Origin of the sequence: Rhizobium sp. L43 (genome assembly GCF_002531725.1) — a bacterium.
Classification (GTDB): Bacteria; Pseudomonadota; Alphaproteobacteria; order Rhizobiales; family Rhizobiaceae; genus Rhizobium.
In genome coordinates, this window is sequence record NZ_NWSQ01000025.1 from 1 (window position 1) to 22992 (window position 22992).

Sequence of the window (22992 nt, forward strand, 5' to 3'; positions counted from 1 at the left end):
GGCCAAGCGCTGATCTACAGCACAGGGGGGTCAAAATTGGATAAGCAAAAGGGGTCAATGTTCGGTGCTGATTGACACCTATCCGTGTGCGTACGTGAGTTGATAATTGGATTTTTTCTCGCTGCAACCCTGGCCATCCCGCTGACGGCGAAGGCTGGCGGGCTCAGTGAACTGCCGCGGGAAGAGCGGAAGACCTACGAGTTATTGGACCCGCGGTTGCCCACGGGAGAGTCTGTGTTTCGGAATTTCAGAGCAAAGCGAGCGCCACCGTGGAAAATTGGTTACGCCTCGAGCTACGCTGATAACACATGGCGTGCGAACGTCCTTGATGAATTTACAAACAAGCTTCTGCCGACTTTCAAGAAGGCTGGGCTGGTATCCGAGCTCGTCGTTACGCAGTCCAATCTCGATGATAGCGCCCAGATCAGCCAAATGCGGCAGATGGTAGATGATGGTGTCGACGCCATAATCATATGCTGCTCCAACCTTACAGCGCTCAACCCGACAATAGAGTACGCCCATTCGAAGGGCGTGCCTGTTATCTCATACTCCGGTTATGTGACGTCGCCGTTCGCAATCAATGCGACAGAGAATAACATGCAGGGCGGTTTTGAGGCGTCAAAGTGGTTGGCGGAAGAGATCGAAGGTAGCGGCAATGTGCTGCTTGTGTCCGGAATCACTGGCTTCGCCTCCTCAGACAGCTTTCAGGCCGGCGCCACAAAAGCCTTGGAGTACTATCCCGAGATCAACGTCGTGGGACAAGTTGACGGGAAATGGACAGACAGCGTCGCACAATCCGAAGTTCAGAAGTTCCTTGCCGCCAACCCTGGCCGAATTGATGGTATTATTGTTCAGTCGGGAGCCGAGTCTGGTGTGATCGACGCCGTCCGCCAGTCCGGGCGCGAGATTGTGCCGGTCGTGCTTGGCGGAGAGGCTTCGGCATCATGCTACTGGCGTAAGAATCCTGAATTTGTAAGCAGGAGCTTCCACTTCTGGCCGCCGCGCTCCGAGGCTCGTTTCGTATGGGACGTGATGATGCGCACTCTGGAGGGTCAAGGTCCGAAGATACAGTCTATTCTGCGACCGGCGATTCCTTACACGATTGATGATGTAAAATCGGATCTGCCAGCTGATTGCGACCCTAATAGTGAAGACTGGCTCGAACCGAAGGATGCAGCTTGGTGGACTGCTGACGCTGCCGCTAAATTTTTCGACAATCCAGCAGATCCGCTTTCCTGGAGACCCACCAACTGATCTTGCGTGCTGTGTAGGCAGTGAAACGCTACCCCGGCCGGCCTCGGGCGGGGTTGATGACATGGGAGATGCCGCTGGTCGCGTCAGCAGGAATTCTAGAAACGATCCGGTTCCGAAGGAACGACGATGTGCCCGGCCTGGGCACTCTCGCCCCGGATGCTGGGGATATTCTACTGGCTATTACTGATCCTGTTCCATAATAACCCTTATCTGCTTTTTTCTAACCTGTTGAAACTAAGGGTGAAATAACCATTTATTTGCGCTCTGAACTGATGGTCCCGGCGCGCCCTTCACGCCGGAACATCAAATTCCGTGAGATTTATGCTTCGGCCTCGAGCGCATGCTTCACGCGCACAATCAACAGCGGCACGGCAACAATCAGGATTGGAATGGAACGAGGTCATCAGCCGGCTGATGTGCGGCCCGCATGGCCGTCTGGTACGTCGCTGGCTTTGTATGAGCACATCCAGAACAAATCCGTCCTGATCTACGGCTCGTCCGAGCCAATGCTTATTGCTACGGATCGAAACACCGGTCTGATCCAGATGCCACTTGTGGGCGAGCCGACCGGAACTGCGGCGGCGAATGTCGTTGGCGAAGGTACGACCAGAGTGCCCTGCCCACAGGCCAATCGTCTGGTGCGAGGCAATGATCCCACGAGCGGCCCTGCATGTCCTCGACCATCCGCAGGCTCAAAAACGAAACGGAACTAAAGCCACACCGCGTAGCCAATAATTTCAGCAAGAAGGGCTCGCGGCGACAAAGTGGGTCACGATCCATCATGCCATATCATCGCACGACAAATCCCAAGGTCCGTTGCCGTCACGATGCCCTCAGGGGCGTGCGTTCGCGACGAGAAGTTCGGACTTCGGAATGGGCTTACTATAGTAGAAGCCCTGTGCCACAGCGCAGCCGCTTTCAGTCAAGAATTTTTCTTGTTCAACCGTCTCCACGCCCTCAGCGACCACATTTTGCCCTAGGCAACGCGCAATCGAGAGAATTGCCTTCACCAGTTCCCGACTACGCTTGTCGGATCGATTGATGAATGACCGGTCGATCTTGAGGGTATCAATGGGAAAGTTGGCCAAATAGCTCAAAGATGAGTAGCCGGTGCCGAAATCATCGATCGCTATGGAAATTCCGCTCGCATGCAATTGAGAGAGTGTCGTCGAAACGCCCTCACAGTTGTGGAGCAGGAGGCTCTCAGTTATTTCGACCTCGATCCACTCCGCACGACAACCGGTTTCCTGTAATATGTCCGCGATCGTTTGCGACAAATGCGGGCATTGAAACTGCTTGGGAGACAAATTTATCGCGATCTTGTGCGGGGACAGTCCATCTGCGTTCATGGCGGCAGCCGTCAGACACGCCTCATGCAGCACCCAGCGTCCCAGATCGATGATCAATCCGGTCTCCTCGGCGACACCTATGAATTCGCCCGGAGGGATCATTCCCACCTTCGGATGATGCCATCGAAGCAGGGCTTCTGAACCGATCACCTTTCCGTTGTCCAAAAGGACCTTTGGCTGATAATGGAGTTCAAGTTGCCCACGTTTCATAGCAAGGCGTAGGTCTGATTCGAGCGCCAGGCGCTTTTCAGCCCCAATCGTGAGATCTCTTGAGTAAAAGCGGAAGTTGCTACGCCCAGAACGCTTTGCCAGATACATCGCAGAATCCGCATATTTCACCAAATCGTCGGGTGCGTCGCCGTCATTTGGAAATACCGATATCCCAATACTGCAGGATACAAAGAACTCCCTGTCGGAAAGCATGAAACGTTCTCCGAATGCGGCGAGCATTCTGCTGGCAATTTGAGCCAAATCCTCAGTGTCCTTAACATTCGGAAGCAAGACAGCAAACTCATCGCCACCGAGTCTCGCCACTGTGTCGGTAGTACGGACGCCTTCTCTCAAGCGGGTCGCCACCTGCCGCAGCAACTCGTCACCGACGGGATGTCCCATAGTGTCATTGACTGCTTTGAAATGGTCCATGTCGATTAGCATCACCCCGGCTCGCTGGCCCGCCGAAGCCGCGTCCCTGATCATCTCGCGTAACTGCTCATTGAAAAGTGTCCGGTTAGGGAGGCCGGTCAGAGAATCATAGAATGCCATCTGACGGATTTTCTTACGGGACGTGTCCAGTTCGGTGATATCGCGGGCCACGCCGAGAATCCCGGTCAGCTTTCCCCCCGCGAATACCGGAACCTTACGAGTTTCCAAAAGCACTGATCGATCATCCTCGTGATCGGTGATCCGTTCCTCATTGATGAGAATACGGCCGGCTTGCATGGCCTCTTTATCCTTGTCCCGAAAAAACTGGGCGAGTTCGGGAGTAAACAGATCATAATCCGTTCTCCCGACGATTTCCGCTTCTGCCTTGCCGACCAATCCTTCGAAGGCATGATTGCACAACAGATATTTGCCTGTTACGTCTTTCAGCCATACCATGTCCGGAATGGTCTGCAGTACACTCAAGAGGCGAGTCCGAGCTTCAATGATTGTTCCCTCGGCGTGCTTTCGCTCTGTAATATCGCGAGATAACACAAGAAAAGTGACGGTTGAGTGATTGCTGCTTGGTCGCTTTGCGACCGACAGTTCAAACCAACGGGATTCGCCATTTGGAAGGGCGATACGGATACATCGACCGTAGGAGGCGCCGGTTTCATCGGCTTCTTCAAGAGCCAGCATAGCGATGTCGGCCTGATCTGGAAGGAGCGAATCGCGGACAAGCTTGCCGAGCAGCACTTCTTTTGGTTGCGCCAGGAGCTCCTGATCCCTGGCCCAGACCTGCAGGTAGCGACCGTCGGCATCTACCTCGAACAGAACGTCAGGAATGGCGGCGATAATTCCCTCTGCGAATTCAAGAGCCTCTTTGAGATCATGCTCCGTACGTTTCCGCTCTGTGATGTCCAACATCGCGCCAACCAAGCCGACCCTATTGCCAGCTATATCAGTGATCGCTGTTTTGCTGAGTAAAAGATCAACTACGCCACCATCTTCGGCGGTGGCCTTTGCTTCATATTGCTGAACACCGCCATTTGCAAAAAGCGCCTCGTCCAACGCGGCATACGTCTCGGCTATGGGTGCGGGTACCAAATCGAAAACGGTTTTTCCGATAATCTCTGCTCTTGAGCGACCGGAGAAGCTTTCAAACGCCCTGTTGCAACCAAGGTGTACCCCATCTCTGTTCTTGAAGAAGACGGGTAGCGGGATCGCGTCGAGTACGACGGCACTGGACATCTCTTCGGCGTTGAATGGCATGTCGACGTTTGTCTCAGGTTGCCGGGGGGGCGCCCGAAAAGACTTCTCAAAGGGTTGCCCAAGCCTCGCGACATCCTCGTCGTGACCGGGCGATGGCCGGACAATGGAGGCCTCCGAAAATGGCGGTGCCGTGCCCGTAGCAAGCGGAGGACTGGCATTGACCGCATTGCGTAAGGCGTGACGCCCCTGGATGTTTTGAGCATCAGTCGCCATCTGCGTTTCTACAGGCTGTCCGAGGCGGGATGTTAGTTCCGATTGACGTATCTGTTTCATGTGCCAAGTCCTCTTGTAACGTGGCTGAACAATCATGCGTCAAGCCAGGGTTTTGTTAGGACCGCACAAGTCATTTGGCGGAGTACCATGCCGCTACCCCACCGGGATATCGCTCTCGTTCACAATCATCAAAGATGTGTATTTGACTGTGGTCGGCGACGCCGCCCATATGATTTAGAACGCTTGCCAATCATCATTCGAAGGCGCGAGCGCCAGGTTACCGCGGCGCATCGGATAGTTTCCGCGGTCAACCATTGTCTGACCGGCCGGGAAACTCTTGCCAGGTTCGCCCGAGACCTTCTGTGGCTTGAAATCCCCGCTCTCGTCTTTGAAGTGGAAATGTCTCAACAGCGCGGCTAGGCTTTGGCTCTCTTGGGCGAGGTGTGATCCTGCAGAATTCATCTCCGCGACCATGCTCGCATTTTCTTGAGTGGCATGGTCCATATGATTAACCGCGCCGTTGATCTCGCGCAGGCCCGACGATTGTTCTTGGGAGGCCGTTGCGATTGCGTCCATATGAAGATTTACATCCTGCACAAGCTCTTCAATCGTTCTCAGGCCCGATCCGGTTTCGCTCACGAGCCTTACGCCCTCGTCGACGGCCAGAGCTGAATTGCCGATGAGATCCTTGATTTCTTTTGCCGCTGTCGCTGAGCGCTGCGCAAGCTCCCTGACCTCCTGGGCAACAACCGCAAAGCCTTTTCCCGCGTCGCCAGCACGCGCTGCTTCGACGCCGGCGTTCAGCGCCAGGAGGTTCGTTTGAAAGGCGATCGTGTCGATGACGCTGATGATCTGCGAAATCTGTTTGGAGGAGTTTTCAATGCGATGCATGGCTCCGATAGCATTGCGTACAACCCGACCGGACATTTCCGCATGATCTCGCATCTGTTGGACGGCTCCGCGCGCCTCGGCCGTCCTCTTTGTCGTCGATGCAACGTTGACGGTTATTTCCTCCAACGCCGCTGCAGTTTCCTCGAGCGAAGCCGCCTGCTGCTCGGTGCGTCTTGAAAGATTTTCAGATGCGGCCGAGACGCCCGAGCTGCCATTCGTGACCGTTTCGACTGAATGGCCGACGGTAACAAGCGCGTCCCGGAGCTGACGAATGGAAGCGTTGAAATCGCCGCGCAACCTTTCAAACTGTGGCGCTAACGGCTCCTCAATCTCATAAATCAAGTCTCCATCCGCCATCCGCTTCAACCCGGTTGCCAATGCCGTCGTCGCTCGAACGAGGCGCTCATCTGCTTCTTTTTCAGCCCTTATCTGAATATCCAGCTTCTCTTTCTCAGAACGAATGCGCTCAGCTTCCGCGGATGTCTCCATTTGATTTTTTTGTATGGCCGCGCCGCGGAAAAACTCAAGGCAACGCGCCATGTCCCCGATCTCGTCGCGTCGGATCGTCAAGGGTACCGGCGCCGACGTATCGCCTTCTGCGAGTGCCTTCATTCGGCTTGTCAGAGTCCGAATGGAATTTGAAATTCTCCGAACGACCGAAATGCACAGAATGAGTACCGTAGACATGATCAGAAGCGTGGCGCCGGAGTAGCCGATAAAGGCATTGCGAAGATCGGCGTACCGCTGAAATGCCATCTCGTCCAACTTGTCGCCGGTGCGCATTATGAGCTCGGTCAACAAAGCAGCCCGCTGTTGGGTGATTTCATTCCATCGATCCAACGTCTCGGGGGGGAAGGAAACGCCCGGCTGGTTCGCATACATCTGATCGCGAACGCCCGCGATGAACTTGCCTGCGGCGCTGGCCTCGAAGTCGTCATAAGATTTGACGAGATCGGCAGGGAGAAATTCGTGCATCGTAGGCACATAAAGCTGCTTTAGATTTTTTGATTGTAAGAGGGACGAAAATAGATCGACGGAGATCGCTGAATTTTTGATGAAAGCTCGGCCGGGCCTGATCTCCAGCAAACTAGCTTCCGTGATCTGCATCAGCGCGTGAAAACCGGTAATTTGGCGTGCCAAATTCAAATTATTGACAGTCGCCCCAGTGCGACGGACGAGCTCCAAACCCGCAACGGCAGCTGGGCGCAAGGCAACGGCTCCCTCCGCCTCGCCCGCCGTTCCGTCATCGATGCGCCGGCGGAAGCTATCGATATTGTCTCGCCTTTCACGAATGATCTGCACTGCCCGTTCTATGGCCGGATCGTCAAATGCCTTTTTCCAAGAGTCGTAAGCGGAAAAGACCGCTGTAAAAGCCCTGTCCGATGCGGCTCGCTTCGCCCGACGGACGTCGGCGCCTGCAAACGCTTCCGCCGCTATAGCCTGGGCGAGGAATCCGCCTTCCCGCCCAAGTTGCTGCGTTGTTTGTGCGCTTCGGAACATAGAATATTCGTGGTAATATCCCAGTGATGTTGATACTCCGATGAGTACGAACGCCGTCAACGGAATAATTGCCAAAATCATTAAAAGTAGGGATAGCGGCAGTCTGGACATACGTTCCTCATGGACTATAAATTACACCGGATTCCATTAGCGACGCGGTCAAGAACATTGTGAAATCGACCGCTACATATGAGATGAGCTCGGCAGACTTACCATATGATTAACCCCTGTACTGATTTGAAACTGCGTTGCGCAGATCGGAACATCGTTGCGTTCAGGGGATCATCTGCAAGACAGATCTTGGGCCGAGCCAGTCGGTTTGCTGGAGAGTTCTGTTGCTATCAAGCCTCGAAGACGGTCGAGCGCGCTGACTGATCGTAGATCAGTCGGCGCAATCCGCCTCCGATATACGCAATGTTTCAGAGGGATATACTCCATAGCGCTTGCGATAGTCCGCAGAAAATCTGCCTCTATGAATGAAGCCCCATTTCAGAGCGACCTGCTTGACCGAGATGCCAGGCTCGCCTGTCATCAGTTCCTGATGCACTGATTCCAACCGTAGGTGCTGCAGAAATGCCAGAGGGGTCGTATTTCGGAAGTTGCGAAAACCGCTCTGAAGAGTGCGTCGGCTCACGCCACAAGCCGTTGCGATTTCCTCAAGAGATAGCGGCCGAGCAATATTGGCACGCATATAGTCGACCGCCCGCTTAACGGCCTTGGGTAAGGGTGGTTCAGCAACGCGGCATAACTCAGGTGAGTAGCGATGCTGCGCAGCTTCGATCAAAAGCTCTATCGTCGTTTCGGTGAGGAGATTAAGTGCTATCGGCGATTGAAGGAGGGTTCCGTCTCGTAATCCAGCATAAAGCACTGGTACCAGTTGCACCAAAAGGGAGCCGAACCCGACCGATAGGTCGATTTCTGGCGAAAAATCGAGGCTGCCTCTTATTGGCGTATTGAGCCGACGTGCTAAACGGCGCGTCAGCTCATCATGGGAGATCCTAAGACCCAAATGTTTCCTGGGCCCAATGAATTGGGTTGTACTCGCCGACATACTGTTCACGAAAACGCCACGCCTTCCCTCTGACAGGATTTGTCTGCCGTCCACGGTAACGACCGATCGCCCATATAGTGGAAGCATGATAATGTTTGCCTCCGCCGGTCCCTGGTGCTGGACCGTTAGGTCGCCCTCGTAATGCGCGGCAATAACTGCAATCGGGCCATTGGTAATCGCATGTATATCGTAGGCGATCGTCTTGTCGCCCTGTACATGCGCTGGAGATTGCGGGGAAAGCCTGGAAAGCGCTTCCGCGAGTTCCTCGCTGCAAGTGCCTTTGAGCGAGAAATGGTCAATCTTGGAGGGGACACTCTCAACTCTCCACATCATCACTTCCTTCCCGAAACGGTTTCCAAGCATGAGGTCGGCCTTTCGCCATCGACGGGCGAACAGGGCAATTGAGGGTTTGCAGCCGGTCCTTCGCCGTCACTTCGACGGGAATCTTAGACTTAAGGGCAAAGAGACGAGCCCATGACGCCGGTCGATTTTGTCAGTGATGCGCGAGCAATTTGGGCCCATAGGTTCATCGCTTCTACTCCCAGTTCGCGACGATGGCTCGTGGTGAGGTCATGGGGTGGGGTGTGGAACAGGGTGGAGCCGAAGCGCTACATCCGGCATGAACTCTCGTTTTACAGCGTGGTAGGATCGAAGCTTGTTGTTGGCGGAGGTATGACCAAATTACTCTGCCCACAGGCGGATCGTCTGGTGCGAGACAATGATCCCAGGACCGGCCAGCATGGCCTCGATCACCCGCAGGCGCAAAAGCAAAGCGGAAAGAAAGCCACACCGCGTGCGCAATAATTTCAGCAGGAAAGCGGCGGGGGCGATAAAGCGGGTCACGGTTTGTCATGCCCAATCATCGCACAGCGAACCCAAGGTCCGTTCCCCCCGTTGGCACCTGCGAAACGCACTTTTCTTGTGCTGTATCAGAGACTGCGAACGCAGTAGTTCCGCTCTCCCGCTGGGGGCATGTAGTACGTCTGCTTGCCAGATACGAAACATTCGACAGCGCCGCCGCCGCGCCCGCGTCCTCTAAACGAGGGCCGCGTTCATCGATCTCGCGGCAATAATCGATCAGGGCTTCGATGGTCACCATGAGAAGGTTGTGGCGCGCGGCGAATTCGCTGAGTTCGGGAAGACGCGCCATAGTGCCGTCGTCGTTGGCGATTTCGCAGATAACACCCGCTGGCTCGAGCCCGGCGAGCCGAGCGAAATCCACCGCGGCTTCCGTATGGCCGGGGCGTCCGAGAACACCCGACGGGTTTGCCCGCAGGGGGAATATGTGGCCTGGCCGGGACAGCTCCTCCGGCATCGTCGATGCGTTGGCAAGCGCCCTGATGGTCTTGGCGCGGTCTTCTGCGGAAATACCGGTCGATACGCCTTCTATCAGGTCCACTGAGACCGTGAACGCCGTCTGCATGGAATCCGAGTTGCGCTCCACCATGAGCGGGATATCCAGTTCGTCCAACCGCTCCCCGGTCAAGGGAACGCAGATCAGGCCGCGCGCATAACGCATCATGAAGGCAACATGATCGTTCGTCACCTTCTCCGCGGCAACGAGGATGTCGCCCTCGTTTTCCCGGTCTTCGTCGTCCACGACGATGATCATCTCTCCGGCGGCGATTGCTTTAACCGCGCTCTCGATGGAAGCAAACTTCATGTTCTTCTCCTTGAACTAACCATGGCCCAGAGTGCGTGCGAGTTGGCGGTCGACCCGCTCCCGAAGTTCCGCAGATGGTGCCGAATCCGGGAAGTCGCCGTCCATCGCATAGATGAAGTCACCGCGAACCTCGGCTTTGAAGAAGCCCATCAATGAGCGCAGGTGAGCCTCGACATGCTCGCCATGGGCCTCGGCCTTGCCCGTTGCGAATATCAAAACGGGTCTACCCTGCAGGGCTGTCATTTCGAAGAGGTCGAAAAGATGCTTGAGAAGACCGGTCATCGAGGACTTGAAGACCGGTGTCCCCACAACGAGGACGTCTGAAGATTGGATTGCGTCAAGAACGTTCGCAAGTCCAGCAGGAGCCTCCGAACGCCACAGCGTGGTTCCTAACACCGGGAGAACATCGACCAGGTCAAAGAGATACCGGCCGTGGCCGGGCGAGACGCTCGAGAGTGCGTATTCCCCGAGCGCCCGCGTCTTGGAGGGGCGCGAGACATTGCCGGTTATCGCGACAATCTTCATTTTGCCGGCCCTCCGATCAGATCTGGTTGCGGATATGCGGGGTACGCGCGTAGACGGCCACCATCGGCACGATCAGCAAACCCACGATCGCCTGTTGCGCGGCAAAGCTGAGGCCGAGCCCGACCAGCAGGGACGTCAATATCGTCAATACGAGTACCCCGAGAACGGTTGCCCCGTATCCGCCTGCGCCACCGAGCAACGAGGTGCCGCCGATCACAACGGCCGCAACGGTGGTGAAGAGATATGGGTCTCCGACGCCAACGAAGCCGCCGCCGGAAAACCCGAGCAGCAATACGCCCGTCAGTGCCGACATCGCCCCACTGATACCGTGAATGCTGGTCCAGACCTTGGTTTCGGAAATGCCAAGCCGTGCCGCTGCAGTCCTGCTGCCGCCGACGGCGTAGATGGAGCGGCCGAACCATGTGTTATACAGAGCCCAGATGGTGACGAGCGTGACGAGGAGCCACACCAGTACCACTGGCGGCAGGGGCAGCCCGAAGGTCTTCCCGTTGAACGCGGCGATATTGCGGAGCCAGTCCGGTACGGGGGCGAAAACCGTTCCGCCGTAGTCGGAACCGATGGAGGTGTAGAGTTGTACCGCGCCGACAAATGCGAAGCCGACCCCAAGGGACATGATGAGAGCCTGGCCCTGCAGCTTGAAGCTCAAAAAGCCGTTCGCAAGCCCGATTGCTGCTCCCAGGAGAACGACCGCTATCACGGCCAGCCAGGCAGGCATCCCGGTGACCAACAGGCTTGGGAAGAGAATATTCGCTCCCCCGATGACATATGGAATGGAGAGATCAAGCGCGCCAACCATGGCACATAGCGTCTGTCCCAACGATGCAAGCCCCAGGAAAGCGGCAAGCAGCAATATCGAACGCGCGTTACGGGGCGAGATAAACCCCGGAACAAGGATCGTACCCAACACGAGAAGTGCGGCAAGCAGACCAAAGCCAATTACGATGCTGCGCTGAAGCTTTACCGATCGTCCTGTGATTTGGCTCATCGTCTGTTCCGTTGTGAGTGAAGTCATTACCAGTCCTCTCTAGAAAGCCGTGCGCCGGGCCGTCATGAATACGTTGACGAGGAGCGATGCCACGAGGATCAGGCCGAAAGCCATTTGCGTCACGAACCCCGTCACGCTTCCGAAGCTGAAGGCGGAAAGCAGGTACGAGATGAGGAACATGTTCAGCGCACCAAGCGTGGCCCCCAAAGCTCCTCCTCTCCCGCCAGCCAGGTTTGCGCCACCGAGCACCAGGGCGGTAACCGCCTGGAGCGTGTAGCTGCTTCCCTGGGTAGGATCGCCAGAAGAGATCAATGCCGTATAGCTGAGCGCGGCAAGGCCGACGAAGACGCCGCCGAGGAGATGGGCGCAGATGCGTACGGTGTCGACTTTCACCCCGCTCGTGTAGGCCATCCGTTCGTCAGCGCCTGTCATGCGAAGGTGGGAGTAAAAGGTGGTCCGGCGCATAACGGCCCAAAGAGCCAACGCCGCCAAGACGATGATCAGCACCGGAGATAAGATCGTCGTTCCTGCTCCCCACGTCATCATCCAGTCCGGCGCAACGCCGCCCGGCCTTGACATGACCATGAGGTTCAAGCCTGAAAGGACGAGGAAGCTGGAGAGCGTGACGATGATGGGGGCGACCCGGACGTAGATGATGATGAGCGCCTGCAGCAACTGATACAGTGCGCCGACTGCCACCACCCAGCAAATCACTGCGAGCGGAGACGTGTAACCCCTTGCTGAGAGCCAGCCGATCAGGGTGACGTTCACGAAACCCATCAGCGGGCCAACGGAAAGGTCGACCGAACCGCGGCCTGCCATCACGATCGGTGTCAGGGCCAGCGTCGTGAGGATCAAAGGTGCTGCGACGATGATTGCTCCGCCCATTCCGGTTGCGGTGAACAGCCGCGGCGAGAGCACGGCTGCGGCGACGAGCAACACTCCGAAAAGAACGAGCGGTACGGTCAGCGACCTGTCGAGCGCAGGAAATCCAAAACGTTGCGACATCAGTGTGCCTTTCTCTCTTTGGAGAATTCCATGGTGTCGGCAACCGAGCGGCCGAACATTGCAGCGAGAATGGTTTCTTCGTTGATGTCGGGGCCGTCGAGGGAACGATGGATGCTCCCTTTGTGAAAGACATCAACGCGATCGGCGAAACCGAGAAACTCTTCGATCTCGCTTGAAAGGTAGATTACCGAGCCGCCACCTTCGGCAAACAGCCGAAGCTCGCGATACAGGTCGCGTTTGGTGTTGAGGTCCACGCCTCGAGCAGGGTCGTTAAGAACGATCACTCTGGGATCATTGGCGAAGGCACGACCGATCAGGACCTTCTGCTGGTTACCCCCGGAAAGGGACGTAATGCGGTTGTCCGGGTGCCCGATCTTGACGCGGAGCCGCTCGACCTCCCGGGCAAACGTCTGCTTCAGCCTTTTACGCCTGATGACACCGAACGGCCCCAGGTTCTTTTGGTAGATACCGATGGCGAGGTTCTCGAAAATGCTCTGCTGTGGGAAAATTCCTTCCCGCTTCCGGTCTCCGGATACGTACACAATGCCCTTATTCGCGGCGTCGTCGAGCGTGCTGACTTTGACGAGACCGGTGCTTTCCCGATCCAGGATCCGGACCTCCCCTCCGAACGGCGACATAATCCTGGCGACCAGTCGCACGAACGCGTCCTGGCCCTGGCCGTCCAGACCCGCAACGCCCACGATAGATCCCTGCGGAAGGACGAAGTCGAAGGGTTGCGATGCCTCTTGGGGGCGCGCGCCATGCACGGAAAGAACCTCCTTGCGATCACCCGACAGGCCCGCTGCAGACGTTGAAGCGGCGGCGGAAATCTGGCGGTCTTGAGGGGTCATCATGCGGAGGAGGTTCGCCTCGGTGATCTCGGATTTCTCAAGGACACCGACGGTGAAACCGTCTCTCAGTATTGTCGCCCGGTCGGCGATACGGACGAGCTCAGCGATGCGGTGCGTGACGATGATTACCGCGCACCCCTCGGACCGGAGCCGATCGATCTCTTCGTGGAGCCGGACGGTCGCGTCGAGATCGAGTGCAGCCGAGGACTCGTCCAGGATCAAGACCTTGGGTTTCCTCAGGACGGCGCGGGCGATAACGATCCATTGCTTGATGCTGAGCGGAAGATCACCGACGTTCTGCCTGAGATCGATATGCTTTCCGACCAGGCGGTCCAGAAGGCTTTGCGCAACGCTTCCACGTTCCTTGGAGGATTTCCGAAGCGAGAACAGGTCCTCGCTTCCCACGAAAAGGTTGTCGAGGACACTTGCCTCATCGGCGACAAGGACTTCCTGGAAGATCGTAGCGAGACCAACCTCTTTGGCATCGACTGGCGAGGTGATGGACTTGCCAAGGATTAGGACAGATCCTCCATCGGCAGCGATAACGCCGGACATGATCTTCGCCATGGTGCTCTTGCCGCTGCCATTCTCGCCAACGATCGCGTGCACCTCTCCTGCCCTGGCGACAAAATCGCATTTCTTCAAAGCCTTCGTTTCGCCAAACGATTTGGCAACGGCCGTCATGCTTACGGCGACGTCATTCGTCATGCCCATCCTCCCTTTAGGCAGCAGCAAATCGCGCCAGGGCATCCGATGCCCGGCCTCTTGCTGGATTGTGACTGCCGTCTTTGAATGCTCCGAGTACTCACCCGGCGAACTGCAGAATGACAGATTGTCTGCTAATCTGTCAATAGAGACGTCATGCCCTTGTCGGGATGTCGAGTTGGTTTCGATGAAATCACGATGATATGGTCGCTAGACGCCCCGATATTTGCGAAAGCGCGTTGGCACGCACCTGACGTCCGGTCAGTGGTTCTCAACCGGAACTCGTCCGCCAGATCGGAAGCGATCTGGCGGCCTCCGCTATCAAGCCAAGACCAAAGCGCTGTTGAAGGTGTCCGGTCATGGGAATTACCATCGCACCCACTCCGATGAAGGCGACCGTTTCAATTGGGGGATACGTCACAGCCCAACCTCCACGCTTCGAACGCGGCAAGTGCCACTCGATTTAGCCCCTTCACGGGCGTGCCCGGGCAAACCGCACTCATTGTCGATCAGCCCATAGGGGCGCGCAACCGTGAAAGGATCACGGGAATTCTTCGAAGTTTTCCTTCGCGGGGTCGTGGGCAAGCCACGGCGTGGCGTGGGACAGCCAGACGTTGGACATAGGAACTGAACCAGGATCAGTGTCAAAAGTGCCTGCCCGCAGCACCTTCATCTCCGGGTTGGCAGGCCGTTCGGCATAAACGTGCGAACCACACCGTGAGCAGAACCACCTCAGTTTTCCAGGCGTCGACTCAAAGCTGTGAAGGACGTCATCGCCGGAAATCAGATTAAAGTTCTCACTCTTCACCTTGGCGGCAGTGTTATGATCGGCCGCATGGGACTTTCTGCACGTCTGGCAGAAGCAGTTCCACATCGGGCCGTCCAGTTCCGACACTTCGTACTGGACCGCTTTACATTGGCAAGATCCGAGGATCGGCATCTTCAAAATCCTTTCATTGCTTTATCGAGTTGTGGCGGTCGCGCGCTCGCGGAAAGCCACCGCTTCAGGTTCCGTGCAGCCTGCCGGATTCTGTCTTCATTCTCCACGAGAGCCAGCCGTACGAATTCGTCACCCATCTCGCCGAAACCGATACCAGGCGAAATCGCGACCTGTGCCTTCTCGAGCACGAGTTTCGAAAACTCCAGCGAGCCAAGGTGTCGGAAATCCGGAGGTATCTTAGCCCATGCGAACATCGTCGCCGCAGGAGCTGGAACGTCGAAACCGGCATCGGCAAAGGTCTTCACCAGTGTATCTCTGCGCGTCTTGTAAATGTCTCGGGCCCGCGCGGCGTCCTCCCCGTCCGAGTTTAGGGCATGAGCGGCGGCGACTTGGATTGGCGTAAATGCTCCGTAGTCCAGGTACGATTTCACGCGCGTCAACGCCCGGATGAGGCGTTCGTTGCCCACCGCAAACCCAACGCGCCAACCGGGCATAGAGAATGTCTTCGACATCGAGGAGAACTCGACGGCCACGTCGATCGCGCCGGGGACTTCGAGAACAGACGGCGGCGGCGGACCGTCGAAATAGATTTCAGCGTAGGCGATATCCGACAGAACGATGAGATCGTGCTTCTTCGCGAAGGCGATGACGTCCTTATAGAAGTCGAGCGTCGCGACGCGAGCGGTGGGGTTCGACGGGTAGCTTATGATGAGCGCCAGAGGCTTCGGTACCGAATGCCGCACCGCCATTTCGAGAGCTTGGAAGAAGGTCTCATCCGGCTCGACCGGTACCGACCTTATCACGCCCCCTGCCATGACAAATCCGAACGTATGAATCGGATAGGAAGGGTTCGGACAGAGAATGACATCCCCGGGGGCGGTTATGGCCTGCGCCATGTTCGCAAACCCCTCCTTGGACCCGAGCGTTGCAACAACCTGGGTATCCGGATCAAGCTTCACATTAAACCGGCGGGCGTAATACGCAGCCTTGGCGCGGCGAAGCCCGATAATGCCCTTGGAAGCCGAATAGCGGTGCGTGCGCGGATGCTGCACCGCTTCGCATAGCTTGTCCACAACCCAGCTTGGCGTGGGAAGATCGGGATTGCCCATTCCAAGATCGATGATGTCGACTCCGGCCGCGCGCGCGCTGGACTTGAGACGGTTCACCTGGTCGAAGACGTAAGGAGGCAAACGCTGTATCTTGTGGAATTCCAACTTCTGGCTCCTTATCGTAGGTCCTCCGCGCCGACGGATGAAGCCGGCGCGGAGGTCGCTGGACAACTTGGGAGGTCGTCGATTACTTCTTCGGGCGCCAGGCCAGCGGATCTTCCGGGCGCTCGAAGTACTGTGCTGCTACGTCCGCGGGCCACCATGCGTCGCCCTTGGGCTCGATCCACGCCGTGGAGTTCGGATCGCAATCTTCCGGAATTGCTTCCTTCACATCGTCGATCGTGTAGGGAAGAGCCGGTCGCAGGATCGACTGGATCTTCGGCCCCTGGCCTTGGAGTGTCCTCATCATCACGTCCCACACCAGGCGAGCATCGGCCCGCGGCGGCCAGAAATGGAAGCTCTGGCTGATGAAGTCGGGATTGTTGCGCCAGTAGCACGCCGCCGACGCCTCGCCGCCGAGGACGATTGGCATCATGTCGCGCCCGGACTGCTGGACCGCGTTGACGACACCGTTTTCCGACGCCGACTGGACCAGGATACCTGCGATTTCGGTAGGGTTGGTCGCGAGGAATTTCTGGACTTCGACCTGGGCGACCTGATCGGTCCACTTGCCAGCGACATCGCCCACGACGGTGATGTCCTTATACTCGTCGAACGCCTTCTTGGCACCGACATTGAAGCTGTCGGACGATGCGAAGCCCGGGATGCCTGAAACCGTCAGGACGTTGCCCTTACCGCCGATTTCCTCCGCCAGCCATTTCGCGGCCGTGTAACCGCCCTGGGTGTTGTTTTCGGTCGCATTGATCGCGTAGGGCGATGTCACGTAACCCGAGAAGGAGAAAACCGGGACGCCCTTGGAATGCGCGTATTCGATGGTCTGGTTGATGGCCGTCACGTTCGAGCAGCAGATGATGATGGCATCGACGCCGTCGTCGACCATCTGGCGCATCTGCTGGATTTGCGTCGCGTCCTTCAGGTCGGACTGCGTGACGACAAGGTCAGATACCAGTCCAGCCTCCTTGTATTTGGGAAGCAGAACCTCGTTCATTTCAGTGAGGATCTGGGCACGCCACGTGTTGCCGGCATAAGTGGACGCGTAGCCGATTTTCCACGGCGGCGGCCGCTTCGCCACAAAATCCTTGAGCGGCGTACCGCCGAGGGGAATTGCCGGGTCCACGAGCTGGTAAAGCTGCTTCTGGTCCGGTGGTAGCGAGTCTAATCCGTCCGCGAATGCGGCGGTGGTCATCAGGCCTAGCCCGATGATCACGCTCAATGCGGTGTAAACCTTCTTCAGCATGTGTAGGGTCTCCTCCCCTTCGTACATCCGCTACAGCAGTCGACGCCGTTGGCGTCGAGCCACGGAATTGGTGAAACGTGTTTCGATTTCGGATCGGTGGCGGGCGGCTTAGCCGCCCGCGGAACGGTCAGTTCCTGAGGCCAGCCTGTTTCAGCAGGGGCATGACGCGGTCGTTGAAGAACGGCAGTTCTTCGTTGTAGTCGACCATTGTGAGAAGCGCGCCGTCGACGCCCGTATTGCTCAACGCGACGAGCTTGTCGGCGACCTGTTCCGGCGTTCCGACGATCGGGTAGCCGCCCCAGCCAGCGATAAAGCGCTCCTTGAACTTCTGGTACATCTCCGCCGAGTGGTTCTGTGACTGAACCTGGAGAACCTCGCAGATGTTTTCGCAGGCTTCCCAATCGCCCTTCTGGTTCACGTAGTAGTCATAGTAGTCCTGGGCTTCCTTTTCGGTCTCGCGAACGACGACCGGGCACGCGGTGAAGGTTCCGAGTTCGCGCTTGTATTCCTCGCGAGCCAGTTCCTTCACCTTCTTCACCCAGGCTGCGCCCGATTCCATGTCCTGCATGAAGCCGAAGTTGAAGTCGCAGAACTTCGCGGTGAAGTGCAGGCCCTTGCCCGAGGAGCCGGCGCAGATGAGGACCGGGCGGCCCGTCTCCTTGTTATAGGGCTTCGGCTCGCTGAACGCGTCTTTCACCTTGAGGAACTGGCCGTCATAGGTGACACCGTTCTTCTTCCACAAGGTGTCAACGATTTCCATCCATTCCGTGGCATATTCGTAGCGGGTGTCGTGTTCCATCATCGGAACGCCGAACATCTCCATTTCCGGGGTAAACCAACCCGTCACCAGGTTCAGGCCGTATCGGCCCTTCGAAATATTGTCGATCGTCGTCGCCATCTTCGTCGCGACGATCGGGTTCAGGGTCGGGATATGCGTCGTCGAGAAAAATTGCAGCTTCGTGGTCACGGCAGCCAGGGCCGCGGCCCAGGTGAACGTGTCCATGTTCACGCCGTTGAAGTTCGTCGGCCCGCCGAAACCGCGCCACCGGGCGATCGGCACCATGCATTCCCACCCAGCCGCTTCGAGCTTTTTGGCAATTTCGACATTATGTTCGAAAGTCGGTTCGAACGTTGATTCCGCGGTGGTGATGGCGCATGCGCTCGAACAATTTGTTCCAAATACGCCAAGCTTCAGCTTGTTGCTGTTAAACATCGGGTTTCCGGCGGCGCGGAAATCATCGCTGGTCGTCATATTGAAGTCTCCTCCACAGAGTTGGTCTGTTCCCGGCCCGAAGGTCGGGGCACCGATTAGATGCCCATGTCCTCGAAGACTTCCTGTGCGACGCGGAAGCTGTCGATCGCCGCGGGCACGCCGCAATAGATCGCGACCTGAAGGAAAACTTCACGAAGCTCGTCCTTGCTGAGGCCGTTATTGATCGCGCCGCGAACGTGCAGCTTCAACTCGTGGGGGCGGTTAAGGGCGGAAATCATGCCCAGATTGAGAAGGCTGCGTGAACGGCGGTCGAGGCCGGGCCTGTTCCAGATCTCGTTCCAGCAATACTCGGTGACAAGCTCCTGCATCGGCCAGTTGAACTCGGTCGCCTTGTTTACCGAAGCGTCGACATATGCACCGCCGAGAACCTCCCGACGGGTCTGCAGACCCTTTTCGAACCGTTCACTGACGGGACGCCCATTCACTTGCGATTTCACATCGGTGGCAATAGTCACGGATCAAACTCCTCATTATCGGCCGAAAGGCTGGTGGATGTGATAGGCCGAAAAAGCTCGGCCAAACGTTTCAGGCGGCAGCATCGATCAGCGCTGCCGATCTAACCAATTTCCCGTCCTCGTAGAGGAGCGGGGCAATATTCTCGATAAACCGGGCCTCGATAACTTCCCCTAGAACGACATCATGGGTGCCGACGGAGACTGCGGAGTTGAGGCTGCAGACGAATGCGGCCTGGGCGTCGCCGAGGATGGGAACGCCGCCAGCCGTGATCCACTCACCATGCGCGAACCTCTCCTCTCCCTTCAGTTTTCCACTAAACAGCGGAACCAAAGGCGCATGGCTAAGATGCAGCATGTTGACCGCGAATTTTCCCGTAAGCTTGAGTGGGCCGCTGATCGAAGCAGATTGGTTGATGCAAACCAGGAGGGTCGGCGGGTCAGCCGTCACCGACTGGACGGCGGTTGCAGCCATTCCGTAACGGGCACCTTCCCATTCCGTTGTGATCAGGCAAATTGTCGATGTGAACCGGCGCAAAGCGGTCTTGAACGCCGCTTGCGCTGCTATTTCAGCACCAGCCATGGTTACCTCCCCAAGTCATTTGATAGCCAAGATAAGCAGATTAGCAGACAATCTGTCAACACGTTTTATTCGTCATTGACAGATTGTCTGCGAAAATGTTTTCTCGATACAGCGAAAGAGGAGACGATTATGGATCTGGAATCGAAAGTATGTGTGGTGACGGGGGCTGGCAGCGGGATCGGGCGCGCTACAGCTGAACTGTTTGCGCGCCAGGGCGCTAAGGTTGGCGTCGTCGACGTCAACATCGATGCCGCACGAGACGTCGCGCGAGAAATGGGGACAGGTGCGATCGCGTTAAAGGCCGATGTGTCTTTGTCCGCCGAAGTAGAGGCGATGGTTAGGTCAGTTAAGGAAAAATGGGGGCGTATCGACGTTCTCGTCAACAACGCGGGGTTCGGAATGACCGGAAACGTCACGACCATCGCCGAATCCGACTGGGACCGGATCATGGCGGTGAACGTGAAGGGGATATTCCTATGCTCGAAATACGTGGTTCCCATCATGGCGGAACAGGGCAGCGGATCCATTATTAACACGACCTCATACACGGCCGTGTCAGCCATCGCTAACCGCACGGCCTACGTGGCGTCGAAAGGCGCGATCTCGGCACTCACGAGAGCCATGGCACTGGACCACGCAAAAGACGGGATCCGCGTCAACGCTGTCGCCCCCGGAACGATCGACTCTCCCTATTTCACCAAGATTTTCGCCGAAGCGGCAGACCCGCAAGCCCTGCGGGAAGACTTCAACGCCCGTGCAGCCCTGCACCGGATGGGCGACCCGGAAGAGATCGCCGAGGCGATGCTTTTTCTAGCTTCGGACCGCTCGCGGTTTGCGACCGGAAGCACTCTCACCGTCGACGGAGGATCGTCGATCGGGAACCACTTGGTGCGCTAAAGCACATGGGTGCTGATGGGTGCCTCCTTCTTGACCAAGGGGAGGCACCTTTACTGTGGCAACTACATGTCGGAAACACAGAGGCCGCGGCGGGAAGATAGAGATCACGCGCAAGGCTGCGTGATCAGGACCCTGCGATGAGGCGCCGCTACGGCATTTTTTAAACGCATCGCCGCGCCTGATCCTTCACTCAGATATCGCGGGAATTTTTCCAATTTCTTACCGGAATTTCTCGGGAGCGTGAGGATGCCGCCCCCGATGCCGGCTGTGTCATCGCCGGGACGCCAATTGCGAAGCCTCGGTAGGCGCCCGCCCACTTTCAAATTTGATCGCCCGGCGTGTTGCACCGAGCGACCAGAGTCACTGCGACCGCTTAGCGCGCGGCTTGCCGTACGAACTCGAGCCCTTTTACAAGATAGCTCCGAAAGAAATTCGGGTGTTCGCACATGGGGAAATGACCCAGCCCATCCATGACGAGGTGGAGGCATCCCGGAATAAGTTCGGCGAGCCTGGCCCCATCCGTCGGAGTGGCTGAGTAGTCATAGTCGCCCGAGAGCAGCGCCACCGGGGTGCGCGACGGGTCAATCCGGGGAGTTGTCACTGCTCCGTCGAACTCGTCGCTGTAGAAGGAAAGATCGCCTGGGTAAACTCCGGGTGCTCCCTGCGAATAGATCCAGCTTGACCTCCTGCGGTCCCCTGCGGGGCTGAGTGGGCTCATGATCCCTCTGACATACGCCGAGTTATGAAGTGAGCCGTGTACGTTTACGTTGTGCTGGTATGGGTTCCGGCGTCCCTTGGAGCGGAAAGGTGGCTCGATCGCCACGATCCCGAGGACATGCTCCGGCCGTTCCGCGGCGAGAACCAGCGACATTGCCGCGCCCATGGACCCACCCGCGACAATCGCCTTTTCGCGAACCACCTGTTCGAGTATGGCCGTGCACCATTTCAGGTACAGCGATGCCGTGAGCTTGTAGGGTGCGCCGTCCCATGTCAGCGGCGGCATGGACCGACCGTGGAATGGTAGGTCAACCGCGATCAGCCTGTAGTTTTTCGCAAGCTCGGTGTCCGCCAGCTGAGGCAAGAATTGGCGGCTATCCGCTCCGGCGGTGTGGAGAAACAGGACCGGCACCCCCTCGCCTGCTTCTTCGTAATATATTTCATGGGGGACGTCATCGATATCGACGACGGCATACTGCCCCCGGATTTGACGCAGGTCGCGTTGCGCATGCTCCGCTTTCATCTCGGGGGACGTTACGACGAGCTCAATCACCCGTTCCAGAGCCGGGCGTGCTTTCGCGAGGGCGAGCGGTGAGCCGGCGATCTCGAAGAGAGGGTTTGCAAGCTGTAACGCCGTGAAGGAATGAAAGGTGGCGGGCGGCGGCGTCATCAGAAGCTGCTCCCAGGCGTCTGCAGTGGCCCTCACTGTCACCTGGGGGTCATCGCTTTCCCCCCAGATCGCCGCGCCGCCTTCAGCGAAATTGAGGGCGATCACCTGATCGCCGACGTAGAAGGCGATGTCCATTGTCAGGTCCGGAGTGAGCCGGGGCAATTCCGGATCCCCAAGAGCCTCCGCCATGCGGGACCGCAATTCATTAAAAGTGCCCAAAGCAACCTCCCTGTTCGAACGAGCGCCAGGCCGCACGCGTCGGCAGCGCCATGACTTCGAATAAGCAGATTATCAGACAATCTGTCAATACCGGCTGTTGCCGCTTCCTTTAATCGCCGTCGTTTTCGGAGGTTTTACGAAGGTAGTCCAGTGCGACCTTAGCCGCCATGTCGATGTGGTACTTGCAGGCTGCGGCGGCTTTCGCTCCGTTTCGGTCAGTAATGGCCGCAGCGATCTCCTTTATCTCTTCCACACTGTGGTTCAAGCGCCCCGGCTGCGTCATCGACGTCATGCGCAGAAGAGTCACCCGATTGTGGAGCGATGTCAGCATTTGCTTGACGAAGACGTTTCCACTCCCTTGCATCAGGCAATCGTAAAACGCGGTTTTCGCCTTGATGAGCCTGCTCCCACCGCCGCTTGCCGCCGCTTCCGCAAACTCAGCAACCGCCTCATTGAGTGTATGGATATCCTGGGCGGTTCCGTTTTCAGCGAATTCCTTTCCGGCATAGCTCTCTAGCAAAGCCCTGACGCTGTAGAGCTGAGCGGCTTCTTCGTAAGTGATAGTGCTGACGACGGGACCGCGGTGCGGATAGCTGGTAATGAGGCCCTCGGCCTCGAGTTGTCGAAGCGCCTCGCGGATTGATGTCCGTCCTACACCGATCGACTCGCAGAGTTCTCGCTCAACGAGGCGCTGACCCGGCTTGAAACGGCCGCTTGATATCGCCTGCCGCAGTTTATCTTCTACCTGAGTGCGCAATGTGGCACTCTGTCGTGCAATCTGTAAATCCATATCACCCATTGGATCCAAAAGTCCGTTTTACCAAGGCCGAAAGCGGCCGTGCAAGTCA

19 protein-coding genes and 1 pseudogene are annotated in these 22992 nt (G+C 57.3%); 2 read left to right on the top strand and 18 right to left on the bottom strand.

Annotated elements, in window-relative coordinates; translation table 11 throughout:
* Positions 1-99: 99 nt before the first annotated feature.
* Positions 100-1254 (top strand): ABC transporter substrate-binding protein, encoded by a 1155-nt coding sequence (locus CO667_RS26930; protein WP_210259661.1) that lies wholly within the window; start codon positions 100-102, stop codon positions 1252-1254.
* 449 nt (positions 1255-1703) lie between these two features.
* On the opposite strand, the pseudogene CO667_RS26935 reads toward CO667_RS26930, so the two are convergent.
* The 16 genes and pseudogenes from CO667_RS26935 to CO667_RS27010 form a co-directional block, all read right to left on the bottom strand.
* A pseudogene (locus CO667_RS26935) lies at positions 1704-2017 on the bottom strand (IS6 family transposase); the annotation flags it as partial.
* A 70-nt stretch (positions 2018-2087) separates the two neighbouring features.
* A complete protein-coding gene (locus CO667_RS26940; protein WP_064843748.1) occupies positions 2088-4787 on the bottom strand; it encodes an EAL domain-containing protein in 2700 nt (899 codons plus the stop codon).
* 174 nt (positions 4788-4961) lie between these two features.
* A complete protein-coding gene (locus CO667_RS26945) occupies positions 4962-7229 on the bottom strand; it encodes a methyl-accepting chemotaxis protein (protein WP_064843750.1) in 2268 nt (755 codons plus the stop codon).
* A gap of 271 nt (positions 7230-7500) precedes the next feature.
* A complete protein-coding gene (locus CO667_RS26950) occupies positions 7501-8502 on the bottom strand; it encodes a helix-turn-helix domain-containing protein (RefSeq protein WP_237359384.1) in 1002 nt (333 codons plus the stop codon).
* A gap of 348 nt (positions 8503-8850) precedes the next feature.
* Entirely contained in the window at positions 8851-9012 is a 162-nt protein-coding gene (locus tag CO667_RS36395; RefSeq protein ID WP_310865685.1) for a hypothetical protein, read from the bottom strand.
* A 16-nt stretch (positions 9013-9028) separates the two neighbouring features.
* A complete protein-coding gene (gene ribB / locus CO667_RS26960) occupies positions 9029-9832 on the bottom strand; it encodes a 3,4-dihydroxy-2-butanone-4-phosphate synthase (protein ID WP_081284273.1) in 804 nt (267 codons plus the stop codon).
* Positions 9833-9847: 15 nt separating this feature from the next.
* Complete coding sequence (locus tag CO667_RS26965) at positions 9848-10357, bottom strand: NADPH-dependent FMN reductase (protein ID WP_064843752.1); 510 nt, start codon at positions 10355-10357, stop codon at positions 9848-9850.
* A gap of 16 nt (positions 10358-10373) precedes the next feature.
* A complete protein-coding gene (locus tag CO667_RS26970) occupies positions 10374-11363 on the bottom strand; it encodes an ABC transporter permease (protein ID WP_237359385.1) in 990 nt (329 codons plus the stop codon).
* A 39-nt stretch (positions 11364-11402) separates the two neighbouring features.
* Complete coding sequence (locus CO667_RS26975; RefSeq protein WP_064843756.1) at positions 11403-12371, bottom strand: ABC transporter permease; 969 nt, start codon at positions 12369-12371, stop codon at positions 11403-11405.
* Positions 12371-13930, bottom strand: coding sequence for a sugar ABC transporter ATP-binding protein (locus CO667_RS26980; protein ID WP_064843758.1), 1560 nt, complete (start codon positions 13928-13930; stop codon positions 12371-12373). Before CO667_RS26980 ends, CO667_RS26975 begins: the two co-directional genes overlap by 1 nt.
* A 538-nt stretch (positions 13931-14468) precedes the next feature.
* Positions 14469-14867 carry a GFA family protein gene (locus CO667_RS26985; protein WP_064843760.1) on the bottom strand — a complete coding sequence of 133 codons (399 nt, stop codon included), beginning with the start codon at positions 14865-14867 and terminating at the stop codon, positions 14469-14471.
* A 2-nt stretch (positions 14868-14869) separates the two neighbouring features.
* Positions 14870-16096 carry an LL-diaminopimelate aminotransferase gene (locus tag CO667_RS26990; RefSeq protein ID WP_170961509.1) on the bottom strand — a complete coding sequence of 409 codons (1227 nt, stop codon included), beginning with the start codon at positions 16094-16096 and terminating at the stop codon, positions 14870-14872.
* Positions 16097-16163: 67 nt separating this feature from the next.
* Positions 16164-17333 (bottom strand): ABC transporter substrate-binding protein, encoded by a 1170-nt coding sequence (locus CO667_RS26995; RefSeq protein WP_064843764.1) that lies wholly within the window; start codon positions 17331-17333, stop codon positions 16164-16166.
* A 127-nt stretch (positions 17334-17460) separates the two neighbouring features.
* Complete coding sequence (locus tag CO667_RS27000; protein ID WP_064843766.1) at positions 17461-18585, bottom strand: LLM class flavin-dependent oxidoreductase; 1125 nt, start codon at positions 18583-18585, stop codon at positions 17461-17463.
* A 56-nt stretch (positions 18586-18641) separates the two neighbouring features.
* Positions 18642-19061 (bottom strand): carboxymuconolactone decarboxylase family protein, encoded by a 420-nt coding sequence (locus CO667_RS27005; protein WP_007636445.1) that lies wholly within the window; start codon positions 19059-19061, stop codon positions 18642-18644.
* 70 nt (positions 19062-19131) lie between these two features.
* Positions 19132-19641: a flavin reductase family protein gene (locus tag CO667_RS27010; RefSeq protein ID WP_064843768.1), complete on the bottom strand. Its 510-nt coding sequence runs from the start codon at positions 19639-19641 to the stop codon at positions 19132-19134.
* A 129-nt stretch (positions 19642-19770) separates the two neighbouring features.
* Between CO667_RS27010 and CO667_RS27015 the strand changes: the two genes are divergently transcribed.
* Complete coding sequence (locus tag CO667_RS27015) at positions 19771-20538, top strand: SDR family oxidoreductase (RefSeq protein WP_040114027.1); 768 nt, start codon at positions 19771-19773, stop codon at positions 20536-20538.
* A 373-nt stretch (positions 20539-20911) separates the two neighbouring features.
* Here the strand turns inward: CO667_RS27015 and CO667_RS27020 are convergent, their stop codons facing one another.
* Positions 20912-22144 (bottom strand): alpha/beta hydrolase, encoded by a 1233-nt coding sequence (locus CO667_RS27020; RefSeq protein ID WP_064843770.1) that lies wholly within the window; start codon positions 22142-22144, stop codon positions 20912-20914.
* A gap of 109 nt (positions 22145-22253) precedes the next feature.
* Entirely contained in the window at positions 22254-22943 is a 690-nt protein-coding gene (locus tag CO667_RS27025) for a GntR family transcriptional regulator (RefSeq protein ID WP_007636440.1), read from the bottom strand.
* Positions 22944-22992 lie beyond the last annotated feature (49 nt).

Excerpts from the sequence above, each read along its gene's own strand:
- CO667_RS26940 (WP_064843748.1), bottom strand. The coding sequence starts at position 4,787 with ATGAAACAGATACGTCAATCGGAACTAACATCCCGCCTCGGACAGCCT.
- CO667_RS26945 (WP_064843750.1), bottom strand. The coding sequence starts at position 7,229 with ATGTCCAGACTGCCGCTATCCCTACTTTTAATGATTTTGGCAATTATT.
- CO667_RS26950 (WP_237359384.1), bottom strand. The coding sequence starts at position 8,502 with ATGATGTGGAGAGTTGAGAGTGTCCCCTCCAAGATTGACCATTTCTCG.
- ribB (WP_081284273.1), bottom strand. The coding sequence starts at position 9,832 with ATGAAGTTTGCTTCCATCGAGAGCGCGGTTAAAGCAATCGCCGCCGGA.
- CO667_RS26965 (WP_064843752.1), bottom strand. The coding sequence starts at position 10,357 with ATGAAGATTGTCGCGATAACCGGCAATGTCTCGCGCCCCTCCAAGACG.
- CO667_RS26970 (WP_237359385.1), bottom strand. The coding sequence starts at position 11,363 with ATGAGCCAAATCACAGGACGATCGGTAAAGCTTCAGCGCAGCATCGTA.
- CO667_RS26975 (WP_064843756.1), bottom strand. The coding sequence starts at position 12,371 with ATGTCGCAACGTTTTGGATTTCCTGCGCTCGACAGGTCGCTGACCGTA.
- CO667_RS26980 (WP_064843758.1), bottom strand. The coding sequence starts at position 13,930 with ATGACGAATGACGTCGCCGTAAGCATGACGGCCGTTGCCAAATCGTTT.
- CO667_RS26985 (WP_064843760.1), bottom strand. The coding sequence starts at position 14,867 with ATGCCGATCCTCGGATCTTGCCAATGTAAAGCGGTCCAGTACGAAGTG.
- CO667_RS26995 (WP_064843764.1), bottom strand. The coding sequence starts at position 17,333 with ATGCTGAAGAAGGTTTACACCGCATTGAGCGTGATCATCGGGCTAGGC.
- CO667_RS27000 (WP_064843766.1), bottom strand. The coding sequence starts at position 18,585 with ATGACGACCAGCGATGATTTCCGCGCCGCCGGAAACCCGATGTTTAAC.
- CO667_RS27010 (WP_064843768.1), bottom strand. The coding sequence starts at position 19,641 with ATGGCTGGTGCTGAAATAGCAGCGCAAGCGGCGTTCAAGACCGCTTTG.
- CO667_RS27015 (WP_040114027.1), top strand. The coding sequence starts at position 19,771 with ATGGATCTGGAATCGAAAGTATGTGTGGTGACGGGGGCTGGCAGCGGG.
- CO667_RS27025 (WP_007636440.1), bottom strand. The coding sequence starts at position 22,943 with ATGGGTGATATGGATTTACAGATTGCACGACAGAGTGCCACATTGCGC.